General features: G+C 69.3%; 17 protein-coding genes. 15 read left to right on the forward strand and 2 right to left on the reverse strand.

The annotated features are described in order from the left end of the window. The first annotated feature begins 164 nt into the window (after positions 1–164). The 6 genes from ACFVJS_RS07105 to ACFVJS_RS07130 all read left to right on the forward strand — a co-directional run bounded on the left by ACFVJS_RS07105 (position 165) and on the right by ACFVJS_RS07130 (position 7239). Positions 165–1316: a glycosyltransferase family 2 protein gene (locus tag ACFVJS_RS07105; protein ID WP_378878223.1), complete on the forward strand. Its 1152-nt coding sequence runs from the start codon at positions 165–167 to the stop codon at positions 1314–1316. A gap of 108 nt (positions 1317–1424) precedes the next feature. Then, complete coding sequence (locus ACFVJS_RS07110) at positions 1425–2225, forward strand: DUF6576 domain-containing protein (protein ID WP_378878224.1); 801 nt, start codon at positions 1425–1427, stop codon at positions 2223–2225. Positions 2226–2401: 176 nt separating this feature from the next. Further along, positions 2402–2599, forward strand: a complete 198-nt coding sequence (locus tag ACFVJS_RS07115) for a hypothetical protein (RefSeq protein ID WP_045548398.1) — start codon at positions 2402–2404, stop codon at positions 2597–2599. A gap of 383 nt (positions 2600–2982) precedes the next feature. Continuing rightward, on the forward strand, positions 2983–3924 hold the full coding sequence (locus ACFVJS_RS07120; protein ID WP_378878225.1) for a glycosyltransferase family 2 protein: 942 nt from the start codon (positions 2983–2985) through the stop codon (positions 3922–3924). Positions 3925–3929: 5 nt separating this feature from the next. Continuing rightward, positions 3930–5117 (forward strand): methyltransferase domain-containing protein, encoded by a 1188-nt coding sequence (locus tag ACFVJS_RS07125; protein ID WP_378878226.1) that lies wholly within the window; start codon positions 3930–3932, stop codon positions 5115–5117. Further along, positions 5110–7239 carry a glycosyltransferase gene (locus tag ACFVJS_RS07130; protein ID WP_378878227.1) on the forward strand — a complete coding sequence of 710 codons (2130 nt, stop codon included), beginning with the start codon at positions 5110–5112 and terminating at the stop codon, positions 7237–7239. Before ACFVJS_RS07125 ends, ACFVJS_RS07130 begins: the two co-directional genes overlap by 8 nt. Before the next feature lie 7 nt (positions 7240–7246). Here the strand turns inward: ACFVJS_RS07130 and ACFVJS_RS07135 are convergent, their stop codons facing one another. Continuing rightward, entirely contained in the window at positions 7247–9340 is a 2094-nt protein-coding gene (locus ACFVJS_RS07135; RefSeq protein WP_378878228.1) for an acyltransferase family protein, read from the reverse strand. A 240-nt stretch (positions 9341–9580) separates the two neighbouring features. On the opposite strand from ACFVJS_RS07135, the gene ACFVJS_RS07140 reads away from it, so the two are divergent. Beyond that, positions 9581–11947, forward strand: coding sequence for a glycosyltransferase family 2 protein (locus ACFVJS_RS07140; protein ID WP_378878229.1), 2367 nt, complete (start codon positions 9581–9583; stop codon positions 11945–11947). A 3-nt stretch (positions 11948–11950) separates the two neighbouring features. Here the strand turns inward: ACFVJS_RS07140 and ACFVJS_RS07145 are convergent, their stop codons facing one another. Then, positions 11951–12277 (reverse strand): hypothetical protein, encoded by a 327-nt coding sequence (locus tag ACFVJS_RS07145; RefSeq protein WP_378878230.1) that lies wholly within the window; start codon positions 12275–12277, stop codon positions 11951–11953. A gap of 254 nt (positions 12278–12531) precedes the next feature. Here ACFVJS_RS07145 and ACFVJS_RS07150 point away from each other — a divergent pair, with 254 nt between their 5' ends. The 8 genes from ACFVJS_RS07150 (at position 12532) to ACFVJS_RS07185 (ending at position 26566) form a co-directional block, all read left to right on the forward strand. Further along, entirely contained in the window at positions 12532–13647 is a 1116-nt protein-coding gene (locus ACFVJS_RS07150; protein ID WP_378878231.1) for a polysaccharide pyruvyl transferase family protein, read from the forward strand. Positions 13648–13796: 149 nt separating this feature from the next. Next, positions 13797–17336 (forward strand): chromosome segregation protein SMC, encoded by a 3540-nt coding sequence (gene smc / locus ACFVJS_RS07155; protein WP_378878232.1) that lies wholly within the window; start codon positions 13797–13799, stop codon positions 17334–17336. Positions 17337–17565: 229 nt separating this feature from the next. Then, positions 17566–18654, forward strand: a complete 1089-nt coding sequence (locus ACFVJS_RS07160; protein ID WP_378878233.1) for a glycosyltransferase — start codon at positions 17566–17568, stop codon at positions 18652–18654. Then, positions 18651–20432, forward strand: coding sequence for a glycosyltransferase (locus ACFVJS_RS07165; RefSeq protein WP_378878234.1), 1782 nt, complete (start codon positions 18651–18653; stop codon positions 20430–20432). Before ACFVJS_RS07160 ends, ACFVJS_RS07165 begins: the two co-directional genes overlap by 4 nt. Further along, positions 20429–22492: an acyltransferase family protein gene (locus tag ACFVJS_RS07170; RefSeq protein ID WP_378878235.1), complete on the forward strand. Its 2064-nt coding sequence runs from the start codon at positions 20429–20431 to the stop codon at positions 22490–22492. The genes ACFVJS_RS07165 and ACFVJS_RS07170 overlap by 4 nt, the downstream gene beginning before the upstream one ends. Positions 22493–22510: 18 nt before the next feature. Further along, positions 22511–22963 carry an acyl-CoA thioesterase gene (locus ACFVJS_RS07175; protein WP_378878236.1) on the forward strand — a complete coding sequence of 151 codons (453 nt, stop codon included), beginning with the start codon at positions 22511–22513 and terminating at the stop codon, positions 22961–22963. A gap of 106 nt (positions 22964–23069) precedes the next feature. Continuing rightward, entirely contained in the window at positions 23070–26234 is a 3165-nt protein-coding gene (locus tag ACFVJS_RS07180) for a glycosyltransferase (RefSeq protein ID WP_378878237.1), read from the forward strand. A gap of 47 nt (positions 26235–26281) precedes the next feature. Beyond that, positions 26282–26566: a maleylpyruvate isomerase family mycothiol-dependent enzyme gene (locus tag ACFVJS_RS07185; RefSeq protein ID WP_378878238.1), complete on the forward strand. Its 285-nt coding sequence runs from the start codon at positions 26282–26284 to the stop codon at positions 26564–26566. The last annotated feature ends 69 nt before the right edge of the window (positions 26567–26635 follow it).

The raw sequence follows: 26635 nt of genomic DNA on the forward strand, positions 1-26635 counted from the left end.
GACAACTAAACTTAAAAATAACTACAAAGACAACATTTTGATAAAAAAAAAATCGCCGAATCCGATCAAGCGCCCACGAAGCGCCAGCAGGATCTGGGCCTCATGCACCTGCGCGGAGACAGCGACACCTTCGGCATGGGACCGGCCGGAAAGGACCTTCGACGGTGACAGGTGCCCGCTGGGTGCGAGGGCTGCTGCGCATCAGGCCTACCCTCAGCGTGGTCGTCCCGGTCTACAACGTCGCGGAGTACGTCGAGAAGAGCCTGCGCAGCGTCCTCGACCAGCCGCGGGACGAGATCTCGAGGCTCGAGGTGATCGTCGTCGACGACGGCTCGACCGACGGTTCGGCGCAGATCCTGCGGCGGATCGCCGCCGAGGAACCAAGCGTCACCCTCATCACCCAGCCGAACTCGGGGGTGTCGCGGGCCCGTCACACCGGGATCGACGCGGCCACCGGCGAGCTGCTGACGTTCGTCGACCCCGACGACATCCTTCCGCCGGACGCGTGGTCGGCGATGATCCGGTCGCTGCGGCGTACGGGCTCGGACTTCGCGGTGGGGGCTGCGGAGCGGGTCAGCGTCGAGAATGGGGTGGAGCGGAGGTTCACGACGCCGCTGATGCGTCGCAACCACGCGGAGGAGCGGCTCCGGTGCCGGATCGAGGACGCGCCGCTGATGCTCGCCGACATCTTCGTGTGGAACAAGGTCTTCCGGCGGACCTTCTGGACCAAGAACGCGATCGCCTTCCCCGAGCGCACCCGCTACCAGGACCAGGTCGCGCTCACCCAGGTCTTCCTCGCCGCCGACTCCTTCGATGTCCTCACCGAGATCGTCTACGACTGGCAGGTCCGCGCCGACAGGTCCTCGGCGACCCAGAAGCGTGCGCAGATCGCCAACCTCGTCGAGCGGATCACCACCAAGCGCCAGACGCTCGAGCTGGTCCGTGCGGCCGGGTCGGCGAGGCTCATCGAGACGCTGCTCGCCGAGATCCTGCCGATCGACATGTGGGAGCACTTCCGTGCGGCGGTCCACCCCGACACCGAGGAGCCGGGCCGTTACTGGGAGCTGCTGCGCGGCGCGGTCCTGGAGTTCTGGTACGAGGCCGGCGTGCCGTTCGAGTCCACGACCGTTCCGCCTGCTCAGCGGCTGATGGGGTGGCTGGTCGCGCAGGACCGGGCCGAGGACCTCGCCGCGCTGGTCGCGATGATCGACAGGTATGGCGCGAGCCGGGCGTTCCGGCAGCATCCGTGGCGTGAGGATGCGACGTTGCCCGCCGAACTGCGTGCGATCGAGAACTCGGTGGGAGTGCCCTGCTGACGTGGCAACCAATGCGTGGATAGGCTCGGCCCCGTGCGAGAACGTTTCCGGTTGACCCCAGGCGGTCGTTACCCCCACGAGCCTTGGTTCCACATCGGTTCTTTGGGGGTGACCACAACGTGGCTCGTGGTCTTCGCGAGCATCGTCGGCTTGGTGCTCTTCGCCGCGTTGGGCGGCGAAGGTGTGCTCGGTGGACTGGCGCTGATCCAGCCCAACCTCGCTGAGCTCAAGCTGTGGACGCTGATGACCTGGCCGTTCGCCTATCCGCAGTTCAGCATCTTCGACGTACTGGCGATCTTCTTCTTCTGGTACTTCGGCTCCGACCTCGAGCGCAACGAGCTCGGTCGGGTCCGGTTCGCCTGGCTGCTGGTGGCGTTCACCGCAGTGCTCTCGGTGCTGACGGTCTTCTTCGGCTCGGTGCTCGACCCCAGCTACCTCCTCGCCGGTCTCGGCATGCTGGAGATGATGGTGGTGCTGCTGTGGATCGCGCAGTGGCCCGACCGGATGTTCATGTTCAACATCCCGGCCTGGCTCTTCGGTGTGATCCTGGTCGGCATCCAGCTGATCCAGTACCTCGGCTACCGCAGCTGGGTGATGCTGCTCGTCTTCGTCGTCGGCCTCGCCGTCAACGCGTTCGTCGCGCGCCAGTTCGGCCTGCTCGACCGGTTCGCCTGGATCCCGCAGGTCGCCGGCTCCGGACAGCCCAAGGCGGCCAAGCCCGCCAAGGCGAAGAAGCGCAAGTCCGGCCCGACGGTGGTCACCGGCCCGTGGGAGTCCTCGACCGTCTCGAAGGACGAGCAGCGGATGGACGAGCTCCTCGACAAGATCCACGCCCAGGGCGCCGACTCGCTGACCAGCAAGGAGAAGAAGGAGCTCATGCAGCTGCGTGAGCGCCGTCGTCGCGGTTGATCCCGGGATGAAGTTGAGCGCGACGCACTCAAGTTTCGCTGCAAATCCGGGCATCGCATGGTCGGAGGTCCCAGCTTTGGACGCGCGACGTTGACGCTTGTCGATAACGGTGTCACTCTTGTAGACGGCCCGGTATCGCGGGAACTTCTAGTGATTCCAACGAAGGAAACGTATTCATGGCGAAGGCGCTGATCGGTTACATGAGCAGCGACCTGCGGACTCCCGCCCACCTCACGGCCGAGAATGCTCGGCTTCGTGCGCGTGTGCGTGAGCTCGAGGATCTCGTTCTTTCTCTGAAGACGGAGAACGACGCTCTGGTCGCGGCACACACCGCGGACCTCGACACCTCGATGCAGGAGATGCAGCCCGCCTGACCTGCGGGCACTCTGCAACACCACGGGCGAGAGCCATTTCTCGCTCAGGGTGAACCCGGCTCTGCAGTTGCAGGGTCGGGTTCGGCATTTAAGGGAAAAATTCCGGCGCGGACGGGTGTTCGGGGTAGTCTTTGCCGACGTTCGGTTCCGGCATTCGGCTTGACCATCTCGGGCAGAGACATCGTTCGTCGGAGGACTCGGCCTCGTCCCCCACCTGTTCACGCCGAAGTAAGAATCGATGACGTCACAGCACGAACCCCGTCGCGGGCCTTCTCCGCACGCTTCTACCCATGATCTGACTGACGACGGCGACGCCGTAGAGGCGATGCCGCATCACCGGCGCCGGCCTGCCGCGGTCGCAACCGCTCTTCGGGGAGCTGCGGATGTATAGGCCTCGCACGGGGGTCGTGGTGCTGAACTACAAAAGTGTCCAAGACACCATCGCGTGTGTGGATTCCCTGAGCCTGTCGGGTGACCTCGACCTGGACCTCATCGTGGTCGACAACGCCGCTGAGAACGACGAGACGGTGCGACTTCGAGAGGCCGTCGGCGGACGCGGCCAGACCATCGCGTCAGGCGGGAATCTCGGCTACGCCGCTGGTAACAACCTGGCGATCGACCTTTTGCTCGATCGCGGGGTCGACCTGATCTGGATCCTCAACCCTGACACGGTCGTCGCGCCTGACACCCTCCCGAAGCTGAAAGCCCACCTCGACCGAGTGCCGGACTGCGGGATCGTCGGCCCGCGACTCGAGTTCTCCGATCCGCCTGGAAAGATCTGGTTCGACGGCGGCATCGTCGATCGCGAGCTGGGAGTGACCAGCCACCGCAACCTCGGGCGCAGGTCGAAGGACGTGAAGGAAGAGTCGCGGGACGTCGACTACGTCACGGGAGCCTCCATGCTCGTACGGAGGGCGCTCATCGAAGACATCGGCACCATTCCGGAGCACTACTTCCTCTATTACGAGGAGACGGACTGGTGCATCCGTGCCCAGCGAGCAGGGTGGCGCACGATGGTCGACGGAACGGCGACCATGGTGCACCACAAACGATCTAGCGGAACGCTTCCTCAGCCGTACTACCTCTACTACATGACAAGGAACAGGTTCCTCTTCGCGGAGGACTGCCTCGGGATCGACGGGGAGCTGGCACTCAAGCACCTGGACGAGAAGTTCCTGTCGCCTTGGCGTGAGCGCGTACGTGTCCGTGCGCCGGAGCTGTTGGCCGGCTTCGACGAGATCGTGGCCATGGCCAAGGCCGACGGACGTAGCCGTGTCGTCGGCGAGCGTCCGGAAGTGACCGACTTCGAGATGCAGAGAGCGTGACGGAGATGAACAACCTGAAGTACGACTACGAGTTCGATCCCGAGGCGCAGAACAACACCGCGGCGAGCATCGCACGATTCGCCATGCTCGGCGGCAAGGACGTACTCGACATCGGCGCCGGGCCAGCGATTGTGTCGAGGTACCTCGTGAGCCAGGGCCGAGAGGCCACCTGCCTCGACAACGACGAGGACGCCCTGGCCTCGCTCGACGGCACCGGCCTGCGGGCGATTCATGCCGATCTCGAGAGCGGATCCTGGGCCGATGAGCTCGTCGGCCAGAGCTTCGACGTGATCATCCTGGCCGACGTCCTCGAGCATCTGCGCCAGCCTCTGACGATCCTCGCCGCGATACGCGACAAGGTTCTGCTGCGGGAGGATGGTCTCCTCGTCGTGTCGGTGCCGAACGCGTCCCATGTCTCGGTCGTGTCCGAGCTGTTGGTGGGTGAGTTCGACTACACCAAGACCGGCATCCTCGACGAGACTCACGTGCGGTGGTTCACCCTTCACAACCTCACGACGTTGCTCGAAGCCGCTGGGTTCGTCGTCGACCGGGTCGAGCGGACCCGCCGCAGCCTTGAACAGACGGGTAGTGCAGTACACGCGATGACGATCTCCGAGCCGGTCCGGAGAGAGCTGTCCGCACGGAATCCGGAGTCCGAGACCTACCAGTTCGTCGTGCTGGCGCGCCCTGACAACGCCGCGAACAGGATCGCCGCTGAGCGGAATCGGTTTGCTGAGGAACGCAGAGCCTGGCGCGAAGAGCGTGAGGCATGGAGCCGGCAGCTGGCAGCGGCAGAGGCCGCGGCACCCGGAACGAGTGCGGACCACCAAGCCCTGAGAGCCGAGAACGAGCGCCTACGGAAGGAACTGGATCGCCTGCGCGCGATCCTGCAGGACGAGCGCCAGGCGACGCGTGCCGATCTCAAGCGGGGTGCCGCGGAGATGTCGCGGGTGCAAGGGCGGGCACGTGATCTGAAAGAGGTGCTTCAGAAGGTCAAGCGCGAGAGGCAGGAGGCGCGAGACTCGCTTCGCCAGGCACGAGAGACGATCAAGCGCCTGCGTCTGCGCATCGCGAGGCAGGACGAAGAGCTGGAGCGACTCCGCGACACCTTCGAGAACTCCCGTGGAGTCCGTGCTGCGGCGAAGGTAGTGAAGGTCGTGCGGCGTGCCAAGGCAGGTGGTGGGCATGACTGAGCTCGCGGGTGCGGCATCTGTCATGACAGAGCTGCCGGAGAACCTGCAGCGTCGCGCGATCTATCAGCAGGTCATCGACGGCGTGTTCGCGGATGGGCGCCGCGAGACCATCACGTTCTGCGTGTACACCGACGATCTGGACGAGGGCCGCGGTGACCTCTTCGTGGCCGTGGGCCTTGCTCTGGCGATGATCGATCGCGGCTTCGGCGTGCGGATCGTCCCCCGTGATCGGTGGCATTGCATGGAGCCGAGCGACATCGTCGTCGGGCTTCTGCCGACCTTCGACCCCTCGCTGGCGAAGGATGCTTGGAAGGTGGCGTGGGTTCGCAACAAGACCGAGACGTGGGCGTCCGGCGACCACCTTGCAGCCTATGACCAGGTGATCGCTTCGTCCGACCTCGCGCTGAACCGGCTGCGACGGGCGGCCCCGCACGCGGAAGGCGTACTGCCTATCGGCGTGGACGTCGACCTCTTCTGCCCACCTGATGACGAGTCGGCTCGCACCTCTGCTGCGGTGACGACGGCGAACTTCTGGGGTTCGGTCCGGGACGTCCACCGCGCACTCATGGGTCTGCCGGACGACGCGGACGTGGTGATGTTCGGCATGGCCAAGAACGCGCCCGACGAACTCAAACGCTGGCACCAGGGTTCGATCTCGTACTTCGCCATTCCGGCGGCATACCAGCGGGCCGGAATCGTGATCGACGACATGGAACCCAGCACGATCGGGTACGGCACGGCCAACAGCCGCTTGTTCGAGGCCGCAGCCTGTGGGGCGCTTGTCGTCTCCAACGGCGCCCTCGGAGCGACGAAAGCCGGCATCGATGGGGTTCCCGTGTACCGGGATGCGGAGGAGCTCGCCGCGCTGCTCGCAGATCTGCGAGCAGATCCGACGGCGCTCGCCGCGGCTGCCGCGCACCTGCGTCGCCAGGTCCACGAGCAGCACTCGTGGCACGCCAGGGCGGCTTCCCTGGAGAAGCTGCTCGACGCGAAGCGCGTTGACGGTGTGCTGCGGGGCGTCGCGCGGCATGCGATCCATCTGTTCCCCGACTACCGGTCGACCAACCCGTACCAGGACATGCTCTACGGCAGCCTGGCATCGGTTGATGCCTTTTCGCTGCCGGTTCGGGACCTCGTCTCACACCTGCGCACGCGCGCAGAGGCAACGGTCCCAGGAACGGTCCATGTGCACTGGACGGCGCCCATCTTGCAATGGGCACAAGGCCCTTATGCGGCCGAGCTTGTGCTGCAGAAGTTCACCGACGCCTTGCTGGCCTTCAAGGCAGCTGGTGGAACCCTGATCTGGACGATCCACAACCTCCTCCCGCACGACGGCAAGTATCGATCTGCGGAGCTGGCCATCGCCGAGCTGCTCAGCGAGCATGCCGATCTGATCCATGTGCTGGCTGAGGAGACGTTGGAAGCAGCCGACGGTCTCTTCACGGTCGACCCCGGCAAGGTCGCTGTCATCGAGCACTCCAGCTACCTCGGCCAGTACCCCGACTGGATCGGTCGATCGGAAGCCCGCAGGCGGCTTGGGATCACGCCGCACGAGAAGGTCTTGGTCGCCCTCGGCGGCATTCGGCCGTACAAGGGCCTTTCGCGTCTGGTCGACATCTTCGAACAGATGGCCGCGAGCGATCCGTCCCTTCGTCTGCTGATCGCGGGGAAGCCCGGCCGCCTGCCCGGCGTCGAAAAGCTCAGAGCCCGCTGTAAGGACTCCTCGCAGATCATCAGCAGGTTCGACTTCGTCCCCGACGACCAACTCCAGGTCTGGATGCGAGCCGCTGACCTAGCTGTCCTGCCGTACCACCAGGTGCTCAACTCGGGCGCCTTTCTGCTGGCACAGACGTTCGATCTTCCCGTGGTCGCTCCCCGGACAGGTGCGATCAGCAGTGCGGAGGTCTCCCACGTGCGACTCTTCGACCCTCAGGACGACGCGTCGCTGAGATCCACGTTGGAACGCGCCGTACGAGAACTGATCGAGGACGAGGACGCCGCCGAGGAGGCCCGGGCAGCGGCGCGAGCGACGGCATCCAGGCTGCTTCCGGCCGACATGGCCGATCAGTTCGCCGCGACTCTCGCTTCGAGAGGTATCGGCGTTCGAGCTACCGCGTCATGATCGCGGCTCACCAGCCGAGCTGGCTGGTGAGCCGTTGCTCGAGGATCTCGGTGAGCGAGCGGACGTAGGTGTCGGTCAGGTGGGAGCCCTGGCGGTAGACGAGGGTGTTGCCGATGACCGGCGGACACGTGGTGTCGTTGCACAGGGCGTCGGTCAGGTCGACGATGCCGACCCCGGGCACCTCGGCTGCGGCGTCGGTCAGCGCGCCGGCGCCGCTGTCGGCGATGGCGGCCTGGCGGGAGAAGCCGCAGTCACGGAGGTCGCCGGTGTGCTCGGCGACGCACTCGTAGACCTCGAAGGAGGCATCGTCAGGGCCGACAGGTGTCGGGTTGTCGAGCAGGGCGACAACCTCGGTGCCCGACTCGACCAGCGGCCGCCAGACGTTCACCAGACCCTGGACCATCGCTTCGCGGGTGTTCTCCCCGCTCTGTGGATCGCGAGCGGTGTCGTGGCGTTGGGAGACGATGAGCAGGTCGGGGGAGAGGGTTGCCAGCTCGTCGACCACAGCGCGGTTGTGCGCTCGGCACTCACGGTACAAAACGCCGTTCTCGCTGCGATCGGCATCGTAGAGACCGCATGACGACTTCGTCATCGTCACCAGGCGCCACCCCTTTCGGGTCGCGATCCTGTCGAGGGCGCTGATCCACTGCACGGCTTTGGAATCACCGGCCAGGACGACGGTGCGCGAGCCCTCCGGATCGCCGTACTCGCACAGCTTCGGAGCCGTGCCCTCGTGATCGACCTGGCATCCGCGGTCGTAGGCGTCGGGTACGTCCTTGGTGGCCGCGGCCGGGGCGGGGCTGATCCCAGCGGCCGAGTCGATGTCCTCGACGCCGCGCAGCGTGCCGTCCTCGGAGACGGTCAAGGCGGCCGCGCCCAAGGCTGGGGCGTCGGTGTCGACACGGGGCACGGCCAGCATCAGCACGAGCCCGGCCACCACGCCGACCACGGTCAGTGCTGCCCCCAAGGTGAGAGTGCGACGGGTCGATGCGACCAAGGACCTCGAGAAGCGGACCGGATCCTCCAGCAGCTTCAGCGAGAGCCATGCGGGGATCAACGTCGCCACGACCAGCATCAGACCCTCAGCCGTCGTGGGGGCGCCGAAGAGGTTCTCGAAGCCGATCAGGATCGGCCAGTGCCACAGGTAGATGGAGTAGGACAGTGAGCCGACCCAGACCGCAGGTCTGTACGACAGCAGGCGCTGCGGTGACTGGGTGCGCACGGAGCCGGAGACGAGGACCAGAGCCGTGCCGAGGGTGGGAACCAGCGCCCACGCCCCGGGCCAGGTGAACGTGGCGTCGAACAGGACGGCGCCGCCGGCGATCATCGCGAGACCGATCCAGCCCAAGGCGGCCGCGAGCGCTGCCGGGATCCGTGGCCACACCGCGGCGCCGACTGCGACGAAGGCGCCGATGCCCAGCTCCCACAGCCGGGTCGTGGTCACGAAGTATGCCGGGCCGGAGCTCGCCTCGGTCAGGTAAACCGAACAGGCCAGCGACGGCACCACGATGACAGCCAGACCGATGGCCATCGTCGCCCGCACCCGCCAGCCGTTGCGGCGTACGGCCCAAGCGACGGCGACGAGAAGGAGTGGCCACACGATGTAGAACTGCTCCTCGACGGCCAGCGACCAGAAGTGCTGGACGGGCGAGGCCCCCGTGCCCTCGGCGAGGTAGTCGACCGAGCGGTCCGCGAGTCGCCAGTTGACGACGTACAGGGCAGCGGAGACGAGGTCGCCGCCGAACGTGCGCCAGGCGACCACGGGCGCTGTGGCCCAGGTGATGAGTGCGGTCGCCGCCAGGACAAGCGCGGAGGCGGGAAGCAGTCGCCTGGCGCGGCGGGCGTAGAAGCGTGGCAGGGACACCCGCCGGTCCCGCTCGACCTCTCGCACCAGCAGGCCCGTGATCAGGAACCCGGAGATGACGAAGAAGACGTCCACCCCGATGAAGCCGCCGGGCACCGGAAGGCCCGCGTGGTACAGCAACACGGTGCCGATCGCGATGGCGCGGAGACCCTCGATGTCGAGGCGCATGCCGTCGGTGTGACGAGGCGCGGGGCGTGACGTCGCCTGCGGTGACGTGGGAGTGGTGGTCAGGGTCACCGGGGCGATTCCGTCCGATCCAGGGGCTGTGGGGGCCGCTCCAATGATGGGGCGGAAGCAGGCTACCTGGTGCTATGCTCCCGCCTGCAAAAGTACGGCTGGATGTGGCGATCTTGATCTCAGGCAAGTGACTCGCCTTCGAGCGGGGGCTCGCTCCTAGCGGAGACGATGTTGACGAGAAAGACCTGAGACCAGATGGCATCACGCCCCGTTGTAGGTGACCTAGGACAGCTGCCGGTCATGCGTGGACCCCGCGGGCAGAGCCGGCCAGATCTGGTTCGGATCGCGGCGGAGCTCGACCGCACCTGGGTTGCGGCGTCCACCGTGGGGCGGGTCGCCAAGCGGATGGACTCGCTCGCCGTCCAGGAGCTGATGAGGATCTACGCTCATCGGGCCGAAGGTCCCCGTGCTTGGCGGTGGGCTGCGGCCCTCGCGCACTCTGTCGGGGTCGCGCCCAAGAGCGATGACGAGCTGGACGGTGCGCTCGAGACGCTGCTGGCGATCGCCAAGCGCGACCCGCAGCTGTTGGAGCGTCATGAGGGGGAGCTCCTCTGTCACCTGCTGGTCGAGCGCGGTCGTGGCGACGACTTCGCCGCTATCGCGCCTCACCTTCGGCTCGAGGCCGATGCCCGCGAGCACGTGGCCATCGACCTCGTGAACCCGGTCGTGCGACCGATGTCGACCGAAGCGACGTGGCTCGAACTGATCAACGACACCATCATGTCCGGACTCGCTCCGCTCACCCTCGAACCGGCGGTGGACGGGGCCCGGCTGTTCGACCGTCTCGCTGCGGCCGTCGAGCCCGGGACTGTCGCAGGGCCGCGGGTCACGGTCGTCATCAGCTCGTTCCAGCCAGGGCCGGAGCTCCTGGTCTCGGTTCGCTCCATCGTCGCCCAGACCTGGCGAGACCTCGAGATCCTGGTGATCGACGACGCCTCCGGGGACGGCTTCGCGGCCATCTATGAAGAGGTGACCGCCCTGGACCCGCGGGTCCGGGTGATCACCCAGGAGCAGAACGGAGGCACGTACGTCGCCCGCAACCGCGCCATCGACGAGGCCACCGGCGTCTACGTCACGTTCCAGGACTCCGACGACTGGGCGCACCCGGAGCGCATCGAGCGCGAGGTCGCCGCGCTGGAGTCACAGCGGTCGATCGTGGCTGTCCGCACGATGGCGCTGAAGCTCTCCGACGATCTGGTCGTCTCACGGCGGCAGAACGTCGCCCGGCAGGCGGTCGCGCCGACCCTGATGTTCCGCAAGGACCAGGTCTGGCCGCTCCTCGGCTCCTTCGACCCGGTCCGGAAGGCGGCTGACACCGAGTTCCACTTCCGCATCGAGGCGGCGTTCGGCGACGGGACCGTGATCGACCTCGACGAACCCCTGCAGTTCATGCGGATGAGCGCCGGCAGCCTGTCTCGCGACGAGTTCCGCCGAGGATGGCGACACCCGGCGCGGATGGTCTATCGGTCGGCCCTGCTGGCCTGGCACGACGAGATCCGGCACGGCGCCTCGCCCTTCCTCGGGCGCGACCGGCGAGCGTTCCCTGCGGCCAGGCGCTTCCAGCTGGCACCGGACTCCTCGCCGGAGTACGACCTGGTCGTCCTCGGCGACTGGCGGCAGGACGGTCCGCGTCAACGTGAGGCGGCCGACTGGATCTCTCGCCTTGCCACCCCGCGGGCCGCCGCCCCGCGCATCGCCCTTGTCCACGTCGAGTCCCTGAACTTCGAACGGTTCCGCTCCGACCGCTACATCGGCCCGGTGCAGGATCTGATCGCGAAGGGCGCCGTCGACAGCGCGAGCTGGGACGACAGCCTGGTCGCCAAGACGGTCGTATGCATCGACCCGACGACCCTTTCCTTCACGCCGCGTCTCGAGACCGGCATCCGTGCCGAGACGGCCGTGATCATCACTGACCGGGACGAGTACGTCGACGGGGCGCCGTTCCTGACGTACGACCGCGGGTATGTCGAGTCGGTCGTTCGCACAGCCTTCGGTGCCGACCCCCGGTGGAGCGTGCGAGACGGCGGGTCCGGGCCGGAGTCACTCGGGCGGGTCACCCGCACGCCGTTCCCGGCCGCGTTCGCTCCCCGTCAGGCGCCACGGCTCCGGCCTGGCCGGGGCAGCGTCGTCGTCTCGCTGTCGACGGTGCCGAGCAAGGTCGAGCTCGACCGTGCCGTGGAGGTCGCGAGCTTCCTCGTCGGCTCGGGGTTCGACGTACGCATGCGCGGAGTGCCGTACGTGCGCGCCTGGATCCTGAACAGCCTCGAGGGTCAGACGCTGCCGGTCATCTTCGACGTCGGTCAGACCACCGACTCGGTCATGTTCGCCACGGCCGAGCATGTGGTCATCACGCAGAGCCAGCAGACGGTCGTCCAGCGCCTGGCGGCCGAGGCCGCCGGCGCCGGCGCGGTCGTGCATGTCCCGGCGGGGAGCAGGATCGAGGTGCCGGCCAACAGCTACCTCGCCCCTGAAGACCTCGTGGTCGCGATGACCAGTGCGCGCCAGGTCTCCCAGATCGCGACGGTGCCGAGCGTCGAGCAACCCGAGGCCGCGCTCTGGGCCTGGTTCGACGAGATCTGCGGTGGAGACGTCGCGCTGACCGGCTGATCCTCAGACCTGGTCGGTCTGCGCTCGCTTGGCGGCTTCGAAACGAGCGGCGTCGATCGCGGCGAGGACGCGGCGCTCGGTCAGCTCGACCCGGGCTGCGGTCGCCAGTGTCTGGTGGTTGATGGAACCGTTGACCTCGGTGTTGGCGCGGCCCCAGGCCCTGGTCACCAGCAAGGTGGAGCTACCGAACCCGGCGACGGCGAGTCCGAGCGCCGCCAGGGCGACCTGCTCCAGGCCCAGGAGGGCCAGCGCCGTGGTGGCAAGGCTGAGTCCCAGACCGCCCGCAGCAAGGGCTTTCGACAGGGTGAGACGTGTGGGGACGCGCGCCACGGTGGCTCCTCGCAAAACGCATGGGGCGGCCAAATGCTGCCCGTGTTGCGTCGAAGGATACCCGCGGGGGGTTGCGCTGAGGTTGGCGGTGTCCTCTTGCTCCAAGGAAGCGGTTCGCCCTGGCGAACCGCTCCTGTCATCGGTTGTTCATCTGCGGATCGGTTGACGGGCACCCGCAGTCATCCGACGCGGCTACGCTCGCGCGGTTCGCCGCCGCCGGCGGCCCGTCTCGTGATCCCCCACAGGAGCCCTCGTTGTCCTCGTTGCGCCATCACCCGGTCCTCCGGTCCGCGGCTCGCCGCCTGCCCGACCCGCTCAAGCAGCAGATCAGGGCCGCGCTGGCCCGCCGCGATCGACGCGGTCGCAAGCCGGTCATCGGTCTCGCCGGGTTCTTCGGCGCCGGCAACTACGGCGACGAGCTGTTCCTGTCGGTCTACGAGCAGTACTTCGGCGAGGAGTTCGAGCTGCGGGTGCTCGCCGACAACATGACCAAGCCCTACTACGACCGGCCGCTGACCGAGATCGTCGACGAGGTCGACGCCATCCTCATCGGTGGCGGCGACATCCTGCAGCCGTGGCAGGTCGACCCGCGCTACTTCAACCACAAGATGCTGGCCAAGCCCGTCTTCGTCGTCGGCATCGGCGTGCCGATCTACCGCAACACCGAGATCAAGCCGCACATCATCGAGAAGCACAAGAAGTTCCTCGAGCATCCCAACGTGAAGTTCATCGGCGTACGCGACCAGCAGACCGCCGACTGGATCCTCGCCAACATCTCTGCCGACCTGGACATCAAGGTCGCCCCCGACATGGTCTGCTCGCTGGACCTCCCCGAGGCGACGAAGCCCGAGGGTGCGCCGATCCTCGGCGTGGTCACCCGCTACCGTCCCAACCTGGACGAGCCCGACGACTACTCGCGCATCGAGGAGATGGCCGGCAAGGCGATCGCGGAGGGCTGGCGCGTACGCCACCTCATCCTCGGCACGATGGACGTCGGCCGTCGCGACGTGGCCAACGCCGACGATCTCGACATCCCGGGCAAGGAGGTCGTCTACACCGAGGAGCTCGACGAGCTGACCCGGGCGATCGGGGAATGCACCGCGTTCGCGAGCATGAAGTTCCACGGCTCGGTGGTGGCGACGATGTACGGGGTGCCGTCGATCGTGATGATCGCGACCAACAAGAACCGCAACTTCATGAAGCGCATCGGCCTGGACGCCAACGTCTCCGCCTTCGACGCCGACGACCTGGCCCAGCGGTTCGCCGACCGGGTCGTCCCGGACCCCGAGGCGGTCGCCGGCCTGCGTACGGCCGCGGACGCCCACCTGCGGGAGCTGCGGGCAGGGGTGAAGCAGACACTGGGGCTCTGAGGTCCCGAGATCGCGGCGCCCGGCGGGTTATCCTCGACCCGCTGGGGTTCCCCTGAGCAGCGACGATTAGATTTGCTGGCTCACCTCAGCCACGCTGATGTGTTGCGAACTGTGTACGACCACGTGGTCCTGAGCCGGGGGAGAAGTCGATGTACCTCAAGCGTCTGACGCTGAAGGGTTTCAAGTCGTTCGCCTCCGCCACGACGCTCGAGCTCGAACCGGGCATCACCTGCATCGTCGGCCCCAACGGCTCGGGCAAGTCCAACGTCGTCGACGCGCTCGCCTGGGTCATGGGCGAGCAGGGCGCGAAGAGCCTGCGCGGCGGCAAGATGGAGGACGTCATCTTCGCCGGCACGGCGGGGCGCGCCCCGCTGGGCCGGGCCGAGGTGTCGCTGACGATCGACAACACCGACGGCGCGCTGCCGATCGAGTACGCCGAGGTCACCATCTCGCGCACGATGTTCCGCAACGGCGGCTCGGAGTACGCGATCAACGGCAGTCCGTGCCGGCTCCTGGACGTCCAGGATCTCTTGTCGGACTCCGGCATCGGCCGCGAGATGCACGTCATCGTCGGACAGGGCCAGCTCGACACGATCCTGCGCGCGACCCCCGAGGACCGCCGCGGCTTCATCGAGGAGGCCGCCGGTGTGCTCAAGCACCGCAAGCGCAAGGAGAAGGCGCTGCGCAAGCTCGACTCCACGCAGGTCAACCTGGACCGGCTCCAGGACCTGCTCGTCGAGATCCGCCGCCAGCTCAAGCCGCTCGGCCGCCAGGCGGAGGTCGCCCGGCAGGCGCAGACGGTGCAGATGGACGTACGCGACGCCAAGGCCCGCATCTACGCCGACGATCTGGTCACCGCGAAAACCGAGCTCGACAAGGAGCTCGCCGACGAGGGCGCGCTGCTGGCCCGCCGCGCCGAGGTCGAGGAGACCATCGCGGAGGGGCGTGAGCAGGAGGCCGTGCTCGAGGCCGCGTTGCGCGAGGACCTGCCGGCGCTGGCCGCCGCGCAGGAGACCTGGTTCGCGTTGAACTCGCTGCGAGAGCGGCTGCGGGGCACCCAGTCGCTGGCCTCCGAGCGGGTCCGCAACGCGGCCGGCTCCGAAGACCTCGAGGTGCGCCAGGGGCGTGACCCCGAGGAGCTCGAGGCGCAGGCCGAGGTGGCACGCGAGCAGGAGGAGGCCGCCGACGCCGAGGTCGAGGAGCTCCGCTACTCCCTCGAGGAGGCGGTCGAGGCCCGCAAGGAGGCAGAGGACGCTGCGGCCGAGGAGGAGCGCCGGGTCAAGGGGCTCGAGCGTGCCGCCGCCGATCGTCGCGAGGGGCTGGCGCGGCTGGCCGGCCAGGTCAACGCGCTCAAGTCGCGGGCCGCTGCCGCCGACGACGAGGTCGGGCGGCTGACGGCTGCCCGTGAGGAGGCGCTGGCGCGCGCGGAGCGGGCCCAGCGGGACTTCACCGCCCTGGAGACCAAGGTCGCCGGCCTGGACGCGGGGGAGGAGGGCCTCGACGCCGAGCACGAGGCCGCTGCCGCCGCGCTCGAGGACATCGAGGAGCGGCTGGCCAAGCTGCGGGCCGAGGCCCAGCAGGCAGATCGTGACCGCTCCACGCTGGCCGCTCGTAAGGACGCGTTGGAGATGGGGCTCAACCGCAAGGACGGCGCCGGTGCGCTGCTCGGCTCGGACCTCCCGGGTGTGCTCGGATCGGTCGCGTCGCTGCTGGCGGTGCGCTCCGGCTACGAGGCGGCGGTGGCCGCCGCGCTCGGCACCGCGTCGGACGCGGTCGTCGTCTCCTCCTCCGAGGAGGCCATCGGGGCGATCGAGCATCTCAAGGCCGAGGACCTCGGCCGCGCCGGGCTGCTCCTGGGCGGCTCGCCCGAAGAGACCGGCGGCTGGCCGGCGCTGCCTGCGGGCGCTGCGTACGCGCTGGACGTGGTGGAGTGTCAGGCCGTGCTGCGGCCCGCGGTGGCCCGGCTGCTCGACAAGGTGGCCGTGGTGGAGGACCTCGCCGCGGCCCAGGCGCTCGTGGCGGCGGAGCCCCAGATCACCGCGGTGACCCGGGAGGGCGACCTGATCGGCGCCCACTTCGCGGCCGGTGGCTCCTCCAGCGTGCCCAGCCTGATCGAGGTGCAGGCAGCGGTCGACGAGGCCGCCGCCCAGCTCGCCGAGGCCCACGCGGTCTCTGAGCGGGCCACCTTCGAGACCTCCAAGCTGGAGGCCGAGCGGCTGGCCGCGCAGAAGCGGGTCGACGTCGCGCTCGCCAAGCTGCACGAGTCCGACGCCACCCTGGCCGCCGTCGCCGAGGAGCTCGGCCAGTTCGGCGCCCAGTCGCGCGCCGCGCGCGGCGAGGCTGAGCGGCTGCTGGCCGCCGTCGAGCAGGCCCAGGAGGCCCGCGAGAACGCCGTCGCCGGCCTTGCCGAGCTCGAGGAGCGCCTCGCGATGGCCGAGGAGGAGCCGGAGGACGAGCCGGACCTGAGCGCCCGCGACGAGCTGGCGGAGGCGGCCCGCAACGCGCGACAGCGCGAGATGGACGCGCGGCTGGCGCTGCGTACGTCCGAGGAGCGCGCCCGCGCGCTGGCCGGCCGTGCCGACGGGCTGCTCCGTGCTGCCCGGCAGGAGCGAGAGCAGCGCGCCAAGGCGGCCGCCCGTCGTGAGCAGATGCGCCGCGAGGGCGAGGCGGCGCGCGCGGTCGGGACCGCCGTGGCGTACGCCCTGGACCGGCTGGAGGTCTCCGTGCAGCAGGCGGCCAGGGCGCGCACCGAGATCGAGGAGTCCCGTGCCGAGCGCGAACAGGCGTTGCGCGAGTGTCGCTCGCTGCTGCGCAACCTCGGCAAGGAGCTCGAGGAGCTGGTCAACTCCGTCCACCGTGACGAGATGGCCCGGGCCCAGCAGCGGATGCGTATCGAACAGCTCGAGGAGCGGATCCTCGAGGAGCTCGGCCTCGACGCCGAGGCGATCGTGAAGGACTACGGTCCCGACCAGCTGGTCCCGCAGCACCCCGACGAGGACGGCAACGAGCGCGAGCCGATCCCCTACGTCCGCGCCGAGCAGGCCAAGCGGCTCAAGATCGCCGAGAAGAACCTGCGCGCCCTGGGCAAGGTCAACCCCCTCGCCCTGGAGGAGTTCGCCGCGATGGAGGAGCGCCACAAGTTCCTCACCGAGCAGCTCGAGGACCTCAAGCAGACCCGCAAGGACCTCCTCGACATCGTCAAGGAGGTCGACAACCGCGTCGAGCAGGTCTTCACCGAGGCCTGGGAGGACGTACGCGTCGCCTTCGACCACGTCTTCGCGCGGCTCTTCCCCGGTGGCGAGGGCAAGCTCGTGCTCACCGACCCGGAGAACATGCTCACCACCGGCATCGAGGTCGAGGCGAGGCCTCCGGGCAAGAAGGTCAAGCGGCTCTCGCTGCTCTCCGGTGGCGAGCGTTCGCTCGTCGCGGTGGCCTTCCTGGTCTCCCTCTTCAAGGCGCGGCCCAGCCCCTTCTACATCCTCGACGAGGTCGAGGCAGCGCTCGACGACACCAACCTCGGCCGGCTCCTGGAGATCTACGAGGAGCTGCGCGAGAACTCGCAGCTGATGGTGATCACCCACCAGAAGCGCACCATGGAGGTCGGCGACGCCCTCTACGGAGTGACGATGCGAGGCGACGGCGTCACTACCGTCATCTCGCAGCGGCTGCGCGACGCCCAGCCGGCCTGACGGAGGTCGCCAGCGGCCGTCATCGGGCCGTTGCGTGACCTGGCGGCGGGGGCTGGGTGAACCATCGATGAACCCGTGATGAAGGCATGCGGGGAAGCCGTCCGAGTGGTCAAAGTGGGGTCTTTGGCCTGCCTAGAATCCTCCGGTCGCCGGCCGGGCCGGGGCACCGGCGAGACATCGTCTCGACGTTCGGGGGATCGTCACGGTTGAGAACTTCGAGGACCCCCACATGCCTTCGACCCTGCTGTCGTTTCCCTACTACCGGAGCAATCCGTACCTCACGATGCTCACCGTGGCACCGCGCGCCGCGGGCTGGGACGTGGTGGAGGGAGTGCAGGGGCTGCACCGGCTCGAGGCCCGCGCGGCCCACCTGGGCCGGGGCGACGTGCTCCACGTCCACTGGACCTCGCCGGTCACCAGCGGCTGCGAGAGTGTCGAGGAGGCGTGGGCCAACGCCGCCCGGTTCGAGGACGTCCTGAGCGGTCTGCGTGACCGGGGTGCCGACCTGCTGTGGACGGTGCACAACTCGATCGCCCACGAGGCCGACTACGTCGACGTCGAGCTCGCCGTGGCCAAGACCCTGGCGAGCTACGCGACCCGGATCATCCAGCTCAACCCGGCGACCATCGAGGAGACCGCGGCCTACTACCCGCTACCGCCCGACAAGGTCGTCGACCTGCCGCACTCGTCCTACCTCGGCGTCTATCCCGACGGCGGCGACGACGCCGCCTCGCGCGAACGGATCGGGGTCCCGCAGGGCGTTCCGACGGTCGGGTTCATCGGTCAGATCCGGGCCTACAAGGGCCTCGACGTGCTGTGCCGGGCGGTCGAGATCGCCGCCGAGCAGGTGCCCGACCTCACCTTCGTCGTGGCCGGCAAGGTGGTGCCCGCGACCGACGAGGAGACGGTCGCGGAGATGCTCTCCGCGCCGCACATCGTCAAGCGGCTCGGGTTCGTCGAGACCGCCGACTTCTCCGACTGGCTGCGGGCCAGTGACGTGGTCGCGCTGCCCTACCGGCGGATCCTCAACTCCGGCTCTCTGCTCGCCGCCGGCACCTTCGGCCGCACCGCCCTCATCCCCGAGGACACCCCGGTCGCGCGGCAGTTCGCCGACCAGCCGTGGGTGGTGACCTACGCGCCTGAGCCCGACGAGCCGGTGGCCCTGGCGGCGGCGATCCTGGAGGCCCTCGACGGGCAGGAGTCGCGGCACCGGGCCGCGCATGAGTTCACCCGTGCGTACACGCCCTATGACATGTCGCGCGACTACCTGCGGCTGCTCGACGGGCTGGCCGGCGATCTGGAGGCTGCAGCCCGATGACCACACCCGAGCTCTCTGTCGTCGTCCCGACGCACAACGTCGGCCTGTGGGTCGGCGAGCTGCTCTCCTCGATCCTCGAGGACCAGTCGTCTCCTGACGACCCGGTCGACCTGGAGGTCATCCTGGTCGACGACGCCTCGACCGACGACACGGTCGAGATCGCCGAGGCGTACGCAGCCCGCGACCCGCGCCTGACGGTGGTCCGCTCACCCGGCAAGGGCGGGGGACAGGCCCGCAACCACGGCGTCTCGCTGGCGCGGGGCCGGTTCCTCGCGTTCGCAGACGGCGACGACCTGGTGCCCCGCGGGGCGTACGCCGCGATGCTGCGCAAGACGCGGGAGACCGGCTCCGACATGGTGGTCGGCCGGTTCTTCAAGCTGTTCAGCGACCGGGTCTGGTGGCCGGTGCGCGCATGGCCGGCCTTCGACGAGGAGCGCACCCTGGTGAGGTTGGCCGACGCGCCGTCCGCGCTGCGCAACCGGGCGTGCTGGAACCGGGTCTTCCGGCGCGACTTCTGGGACTCCGCCCGGATCGAGTTCCCCGACGCTTCGCGCTCCAACGACATCGAGCCGATGGTGCATGCGCTGACCACGGCCCGCTTCGACATCGTGACCGAGACGGTCTACGTCTACCGTGACCGGCCCGGGCCTGGTTCGATGACCGCGAAGTCCCACTCACCGGCGGGGATCATCAGCTACCTCGAGCAGGAGCTGCGCTGCGCCCGCCGGATCATCGAGCTCGGCGACCCGCGGGTGCGCGCCGAGTACGCCTCGCTGATCTTCGACGCCGATGGCTGGATGGCGATCGTCCGGGCGCTGCGCGGGATGGCCGTGATCGACCCGGCGGCGCTCGAGCCGGCGCGGATCCTGATCGCCGAGCTGATCGCACTCTTCGACGACGCCGGCGTCGACGGTCTGATCGACGGCCTGCTCGACGGCCTGATCGACGGCCTGGAGCGGGACAAGCGGTGGGGCTGGCGGCTGGTCTCCTCGGGCCAGTGGGCGACTGCCGCCCGGTTGATCGGCGACGACGTCCGCTGGGCCGACCGCACGGTCGCCGACCTCCTGGAGACCTTGAGGCTCGTCGCCGACAGCGGCGTGGTGCCGCTGCGTACGCTCCAGCGGCCGCTGATCAACGCCGTCGCGACGATCTCCCTGGGCGACGAGACGCTGGTCGGGGACGACCTCGCCGACCTGGTGCTCAAGCACCGCGACCTGTTCACCGCGGTCGCCGAGGCCGTTGCGGCTGGCGGGGACGGCGAGGAGGGTGAGGCGCCGGGCTGGCGGCTCGGCCGGATCGTGGCCGCCCTCGAGGAGGGCCCTGAGCTGCTGCGCCAGGTGGTCTCCGGCGCCACCGACCCGGTCACCGCCACCTCGCTCTCGCTCGTCGACGGCCGCGCGCACCTGCACCTGGCCCACGCGATGGTCGTGCCCGATAGGCTCCGCGTCGTGTTTCTCCACGACCGCCGGCGCCGCACGCTGGACTACGACGCCGCCGAGCTCGCCTCCGGCAGTCTCGAGGTCGCACTGCCGACCGCCGCGCTCTCGGGAGGTCGCTGGCGGGTGCGGTTCGAGGGCCGCGACGCGCTGGGCGAGTTCGACGGACCGGTCGTCATCCACGAGGACGTCATCGGAGAGCGGATCGGCGACCGGGCGCAGATCGTCCCGCTCGACGGCCGCCCGCAGCACGGGATCGAGATCCCGCTGAGCTTCGGTGAGCGCGGCGTACGCAGGGCCCGCCGGGTGGCGGGCCGGATCGTCCGCAAGGTGCGCCGGTGACCGCGGTCGCCGTCGCGCCGACCACGACCGAGCAGACCGGCTCAGCGGCCGTCCGGGACAAGCGGCTGGAGATCCAGGCGCTGCGTACGGCGGCGGTGCTCGGCGTCGTCCTCTTCCACCTGTGGCCGGGGGCTATCCGGGGCGGCTACGCAGGCGTCGACGTCTTCTTCGTCATCTCGGGATTCCTGATCACCTCCCACCTGGTGCGCGAGGCCGCCAAGCCCGGCGGGGTGCGGCTGGGCGCGTTCTGGGCCCGCCGGATCCGGCGGCTGCTCCCCGCGGCGCTGCTGGTGCTGATGTGCAGCACCGGGGCGACGTACGTCCTGGTGCCGGAGGCCCTGTGGCAGCAGTTCCTGCGGGAGGCGGTCGCGGCCGCGTTCTATGTGGAGAACTGGCAGCTGTCCTGGGCGGCGGTCGACTATCTCGCCGCCGAGGACCCGCCCTCGCCAGCGCAGCACTACTGGTCGCTCTCGGTCGAGGAGCAGTTCTACTTCATCTGGCCGCTGCTGATCGTCGCGGTTGCGCTCCTGACCCGGCGACGGCCGAAGGTGCGGCTGACGGCGATCCGGGCGGTCTTCCTCGCCGTCTTCGTGGTCAGCTTCGCGGCCTCGGTCTATGTCACCGCGACGAAAGGCGCCGACTCCTACTTCGTCACCTACGCGCGCGCCTGGGAGTTCGCCGCCGGCGGTCTCATCGCTGTGCTGCCGCTCTCCCTCGAGCGCGTGCCCGGGCGCTGGGCGCCGTACGCAGCGGTGGCCGGCTGGCTCGGGGTGCTCGGCGCGCTGCTGCTCTTCAACGACTCGCTGCCGTTCCCGGGCTGGGTGGCGCTGCTGCCGGTCGTCGGCACCGCGCTGGTCATCTGGGCGGGCGCGCCCGGTGGCCTCGGGCTTCGGGTCGTCGGCCATCCGGTCGTGCAGTGGATCGGGACGGTCTCCTACTCGCTCTATCTGTGGCACTGGCCGCTCGTGGTCGTGCTCCCCGAGACCGGCCCCGTGCTCGGCACCTGGCTCCGCGAGCCGCTGATCCTCCTGGTCACCATCGGCCTCGCGGCCCTGACCTACCGATACGTGGAGACGCCGTTCCGCACCGGACCGATGCTGGGGACCACCCCGCGGGCCTTCCTCTTCGGGGTGCTCGGAGCGGCCCTGGTCGTCGCAGCCGCGGTCCCCGGGATCCTGCATGGACGCAACCTGGTCGAGGAGAGTCGCGGTCAGGCTGAGGCGCTCGCATCGGGAGACACCGAGTGCTTCGGCGCCGCCGCCCTGATGGAGGGGTGCCGCAACCCGGAGCTCGACGGCGTACTTCTCCCTGCGCCGATCGCCCGCAAGGACGACACCGGCCGGGCCTACCGGTGCTATCTCCCCGAGATCGAGACGTATGCCGCCGACGCCCGCCCCGAGGTCTGCCACCTCGGCTCCGACGACCCGGATGCGCTCCGGGTCGCCCTGGTCGGTGACTCCCACGGCGCTTCGCTGATCCCCGGTCTGACCCGGGTCGCCGAGAGCTCAGGATGGTCGGTCGACACGCTGGTCGCCAACGGCGGAGGGCTTCTCCCGGCCACCGCGGGTGACCCGCGCCGCGCCTACCGCGAGGCGCTGATCGAGCACCTCGACCAGGAGGCGTACGACGTCGTGCTGGTCACCCAACGCCGCAATCCGAACCTCGCGGCCGGCGAGCCGGACCCGGCCGCCGACCTGCTCGCCCAGGCCTGGAAGCCGATCATCGAGCGGGGCACGAAGATCGTCGCGCTCGCCGACAACCCGTATCTCACCCCCGAGGCGGCGACCTGCCTCGACGAGATCGAGACGCTCGCAGACGCCGCCGCGTGCGAGATGACCCGCCAGGAGGCGTACGCCACCTCAGACCCGCTCGCCGAGGCGGTTCGCCTGGCAGGGCCGGGCGCTTCCCTGGTAGACCTCTCTGCGGCCTACTGCGACGAGGACCGGTGTCCCCTGGTGGTCGGCCACGTGCAGGCCTATCGCGACCGGAGCCACATCACCGCGACCTTCTCGATGACGCTGGCGCCCTATCTGGTCCGGGCGGTCGAGGACGAGCTCTAGGATCTAAGATCAGCGGCGATGAGCACTCCTGACCGCAAGGCCCCGACCCGCGCCGACTACGTGCACTGGCGCACGATCACGACCCGCTGGCGCGACGACGACGCCTACGGTCACCTCAACAACGCGACCTACTACGAATACTTCGACACCGCGGTCAACGCCTACCTGTTCGAGGCGACCGGCGTGAACGTGCGGAAGCTGCCGAAGATCGGGATCGTCGCGGAGACGTCGTGCCGCTACCTGCGCGAGATCGGGTTCCCGGAGCCGGTCGAGGCCGGGCTCGTCGTCGACAAGGTCGGGACCTCGTCGGTGATCTACCGGATCGGGCTCTTCCAGGGGCCGGGCGAGGAGGCCGCGGCCGAGGGCAGGTTCGTGCACGTCTACGTCGACAACACCGACCCGTCACGCCCGGTGACGCCGATGCCGGACGAGATCCGGGAGGCGGTCATGCCGCTGTGGCGACAGAATTGACCTTGACAGTTGGGTGAACGTGCGTGGCGGCGTTCAACGCCACCCGGCACTGTGACAGTCTGACCCACTGCCGAAGCACGATCTAGAGCGTCTTGGGGGACCTTTAGTGGACGAAGAGTTGAAGCGCATCGCACGTGGCGGCCTGCGCAGGGGGCGAGACCTGGCCCGCAAGGTCTACAACGACTCGCCTCTCTACAGCCGGGCCGACGACGTGCGCCTGCTCGTCGACTGCCCGCTGTTCGACCACGAGTGGTACGCCGAGCAGGTCGGTCAGCGCCTCGACCGCAAGCGGGCCGCACGTCACTACCTGGAGCAGGACCGCAGCAAGCAGCTGGCACAGCCCAGCCCGCTCTTCGACCCGGAGTTCTTCGTCGCGCGGCTGACCCCGCGCCTGCGCAAGCAGATGGGCGACCAGGACCCGTTCCTCTACTGGCTGCGCGCCGAGCTGTGGCTGCAGCCGACCCACCCGCTCTTCGACACCGACGGCTACACCGAGCGTCGCAAGACCGAGAACTTCTACGGCGGCGCGATCGGCCACTACGTCGACCGCGGAGCCCGCAACGGACGGCGCGCCAACGACTGGCTCGTGCAGGTCGACGGCCGGTTCCCGGATCTGCGCGACTGGATCCGCGACCGGCGCGCGGAGTGGCAGGCCCGGCAGGGCGGCCCGCAGACCTGGCGGCCCGCGATCGATCGAGCCGCCGGTCCGGCCGGTCGTGCGCCGGTCGGCACCGTCAGCGTCATCGTCGACCTGGGTGCCTCCGACGAGCTCGCCCGGGCGACCCTGGACAGCGTCGCCGCGCAGCGCGGGGTGAGCACCGACGTCATCGTCATCGACCGCGGCCTGACCCCCCTGGTCGCCGAGGCGGTCGCCGACATCGTCCCCGGAGCCCGTGTCGTACCCGGCGATCCCGACCGCGGAGAGCCCGGCGTCGCTGCCGCGTTCGCGCAGGTGAGTGGCGACTTCGTCGCGTACGTCGTCGGGGGAGAGGTCTGGAAGCCCGGTCGTCTCGCGCGGCTGGTCTCGGTGGCCGAAGCGGCCGGGAGGCCGCTGGTCGCCGACGTGCTGGAGCGGCCGTGGCAGCCGGAGCAGCGGTTCGCTGTCGACGTACCTCCGGCCACGCCGGGGCCCGACGTCCCCGGCACCCTGATGCGTGTCCTGCTCTCGCGACTGCTGATCGCCGCGCCGCTGCTGGCCGAGGTCGGCGGGCCGCGTGACGATGTCGGCTTCGGCTGGGCCTACGACCTCGCGCTGCGACTGACGTCGAAGGCCGTCGTCGAGGTCGTGCCGGAGGTCGGCGTCGAGCGTCGCCAGGGCATCAACCCGCGGCGTCCGCGCCGTGACCGGCTCCCGCTCGACCCCTACGACCTGGAGTCGTGGGAGGACGTCGTACGCAACCGCACGTTCGTCGACTGGAGCGCGCTCGCCGAGCGCACGCCCGACCCGGACGTGGTCTCGGTGGTCATCCCGACCTACGACGACTCGCTGCTGACCGTGGGCGCCGTCGAGGCCGTGATGGAGCACGGTGCGGGGGAGAAGCGGCTCGAGATCGTGGTCTGGGACAACGGCTCCTCGGCCCGCGTCTCGGCGGTGCTCGACTCGCTGCCGCTGCGGTTCCCCGAGGTCAAGGTGGTGCACAGCACCGTCAACCACAACTTCGCGCTCGGCAACAACCTCGCCATCCCGCACGTCACCGGCGAGACCGTGGTCTTCCTCAACAACGACACCACCGCGCTGGCCGGCTGGCTGGAGCCGCTGGTGGCGGCGCTCGCCGACCCCGAGGTGCTCGCGGTGCAGCCGCTGCTGCTCTACCCGAGCGGGTCGGTGCAGTCGGCCGGAGTCGTCTTCCCGCCCTACGGCGGACTGCCCTACAACATGCTCGCCGAGTACCCGCCCGAGGACGCCGCCGGGCTCGAGGGCCACCCGTTCGCGGCGCTGACCGGCGCGGCCCTGGTGATGCGCTACCGCGACGTCGTCGCGCTGCAGGGGTTCGACCCGATCTTCACCAACGGCATGGAGGACGTCGACCTGTGCCACCGGCTCGCGGAGCTGCGGCCGGGGTCGTTCCGGGTCGTGACGTCGTCGGAGGTCGTCCACCACGAGTCCAAGTCGAAGGGCCGCTTCGCCCGCGCCCCGCGCAACCGGCTGATCTACCTCGACCGCTGGGTCGGGCGCACCGAGCCCCGCGACGACGTGGCCGCCTGGGCGGCCTGCGGCTACCAGGTCGTCGGCCGCGCGATGGCCGGGGAGCCGACCGGTCCGGCGAAGACGTACGCCGCCACCCGCCCGATCCTCGCTCCCCTGCCCCGGGCGTCGGTGGTGGAGGGCGTCCCGCAGCTGCGGTGGTCGATCAAGATCTCCGCGCCCGGCGCCCCCGAGGGGGAGCGGTGGGGCGACACCCACTTCGCCCGCGCGCTGGCCCGGTCGCTGCGCAAGCTCGGTCAGTCGGCGGTCGTCGACCACCACTACGAGTGGGAGCGGCCGAGCTCGCTCGACGACGACGTCGTGGTCACCCTGCGCGGGCTCTCGCGCTACTTCCCCGCGCCCGACTGCCGGATCAACATCGGCTGGGTGATCTCCCACCCCGACGCGGTCACCCGCGCCGAGGCGGCCGGGTTCGACCGGCTGCTGGCGGCAGGCCCGCGATGGGCCGAGCAGATGTCGGCCCGGTGGGGGATCCGCATCGACCCGCTGCTGCAGGCCACCGACCCCGAGCTGTTCAACCCGGACCGGGCGCTGCCCGACTCCGGTCACGCGGTGCTCTTCGTCGGCACCTCCCGTGACGTCGAGCGCCCGATCATCCACGACGCCGTCGAAGCGGGGCTGCCGCTGTCGGTCTACGGCCACGGCTGGGAGCCCTACATCCCTCGCCACTACGTCAAGGCCCAGCACATGTCCAACACCCGGCTCGGCGCCGAATACCGGGCCGCCGGGGTCGTGCTCAACGATCACTGGGCCGACATGCGCGACTACGGCTTCATCTCCAACCGGCTCTTCGACGCCGTCGCGTCCGGTGCCCGGGTCATCTCCGACGACGTCGTCGGCCTCCGCGACGTCTTCGGCGACACGGTGCAGGTCTACGAGACCCCCGAGGACCTGGTGAAGTGGTCCTCGATGCCCGACCCGTCGGTCGTCTTCGGCACCGACGAGCACATCCGCGCGGAGGCCGCCCGCATCCACCGCGACCACGGCTTCGACGCCCGCGCCCGGACTCTCCTGGACATCGCGCTCGAGGAACGAGCCAAGCGGGACCGCGCCGACCGTGCCTAGACGAAGTCGTCCCGCCTCACGCGGCCCGGACCTGTCAGAGTGTCCGCATGACGAAGCTCTCGACGATCCAGCTGCGTGAGCGGGACGCCCTGGCCGCCGATCTGCGGTCGCTCTCGCCCGACCAGTGGCGATCCACGACCCTGTGCGGCGAGTGGGACGTGGAGGAGGTCGTGGCTCACCTCGGCGCGGCGTCGCGGCTCTCGCTCCCGGGCTGGCCGCGCAGCATGATCGGGGCGCGGTTCGATCCGGACGTACACAACCGCCGGCGGCTCGAGGTGGCGGCGGACCTGGACGGCGACGGTGTGGTTGAGCTTCTGGGCCGGCTGAGCTGAACCGGCCGGGGGTAGTCCAGGGAGTTTCCGTCGCTCTACCGGCTGGTAACCGACGGAAACTCCCTGGAC

This window comes from Nocardioides sp. NPDC057772 (assembly GCF_042798075.1).
Lineage (GTDB): Bacteria > Actinomycetota > Actinomycetes > Propionibacteriales > Nocardioidaceae > Nocardioides.

Coding starts and splice junctions, on each gene's coding strand:
- ACFVJS_RS07140 (WP_378878229.1), top strand. CDS start 9,581: ATGCGTGGACCCCGCGGGCAGAGCCGGCCAGATCTGGTTCGGATCGCG.
- ACFVJS_RS07115 (WP_045548398.1), top strand. CDS start 2,402: ATGGCGAAGGCGCTGATCGGTTACATGAGCAGCGACCTGCGGACTCCC.
- smc (WP_378878232.1), top strand. CDS start 13,797: ATGTACCTCAAGCGTCTGACGCTGAAGGGTTTCAAGTCGTTCGCCTCC.
- ACFVJS_RS07185 (WP_378878238.1), top strand. CDS start 26,282: ATGACGAAGCTCTCGACGATCCAGCTGCGTGAGCGGGACGCCCTGGCC.
- ACFVJS_RS07125 (WP_378878226.1), top strand. CDS start 3,930: ATGAACAACCTGAAGTACGACTACGAGTTCGATCCCGAGGCGCAGAAC.
- ACFVJS_RS07160 (WP_378878233.1), top strand. CDS start 17,566: ATGCCTTCGACCCTGCTGTCGTTTCCCTACTACCGGAGCAATCCGTAC.
- ACFVJS_RS07175 (WP_378878236.1), top strand. CDS start 22,511: ATGAGCACTCCTGACCGCAAGGCCCCGACCCGCGCCGACTACGTGCAC.
- ACFVJS_RS07130 (WP_378878227.1), top strand. CDS start 5,110: ATGACTGAGCTCGCGGGTGCGGCATCTGTCATGACAGAGCTGCCGGAG.
- ACFVJS_RS07165 (WP_378878234.1), top strand. CDS start 18,651: ATGACCACACCCGAGCTCTCTGTCGTCGTCCCGACGCACAACGTCGGC.
- ACFVJS_RS07120 (WP_378878225.1), top strand. CDS start 2,983: ATGTATAGGCCTCGCACGGGGGTCGTGGTGCTGAACTACAAAAGTGTC.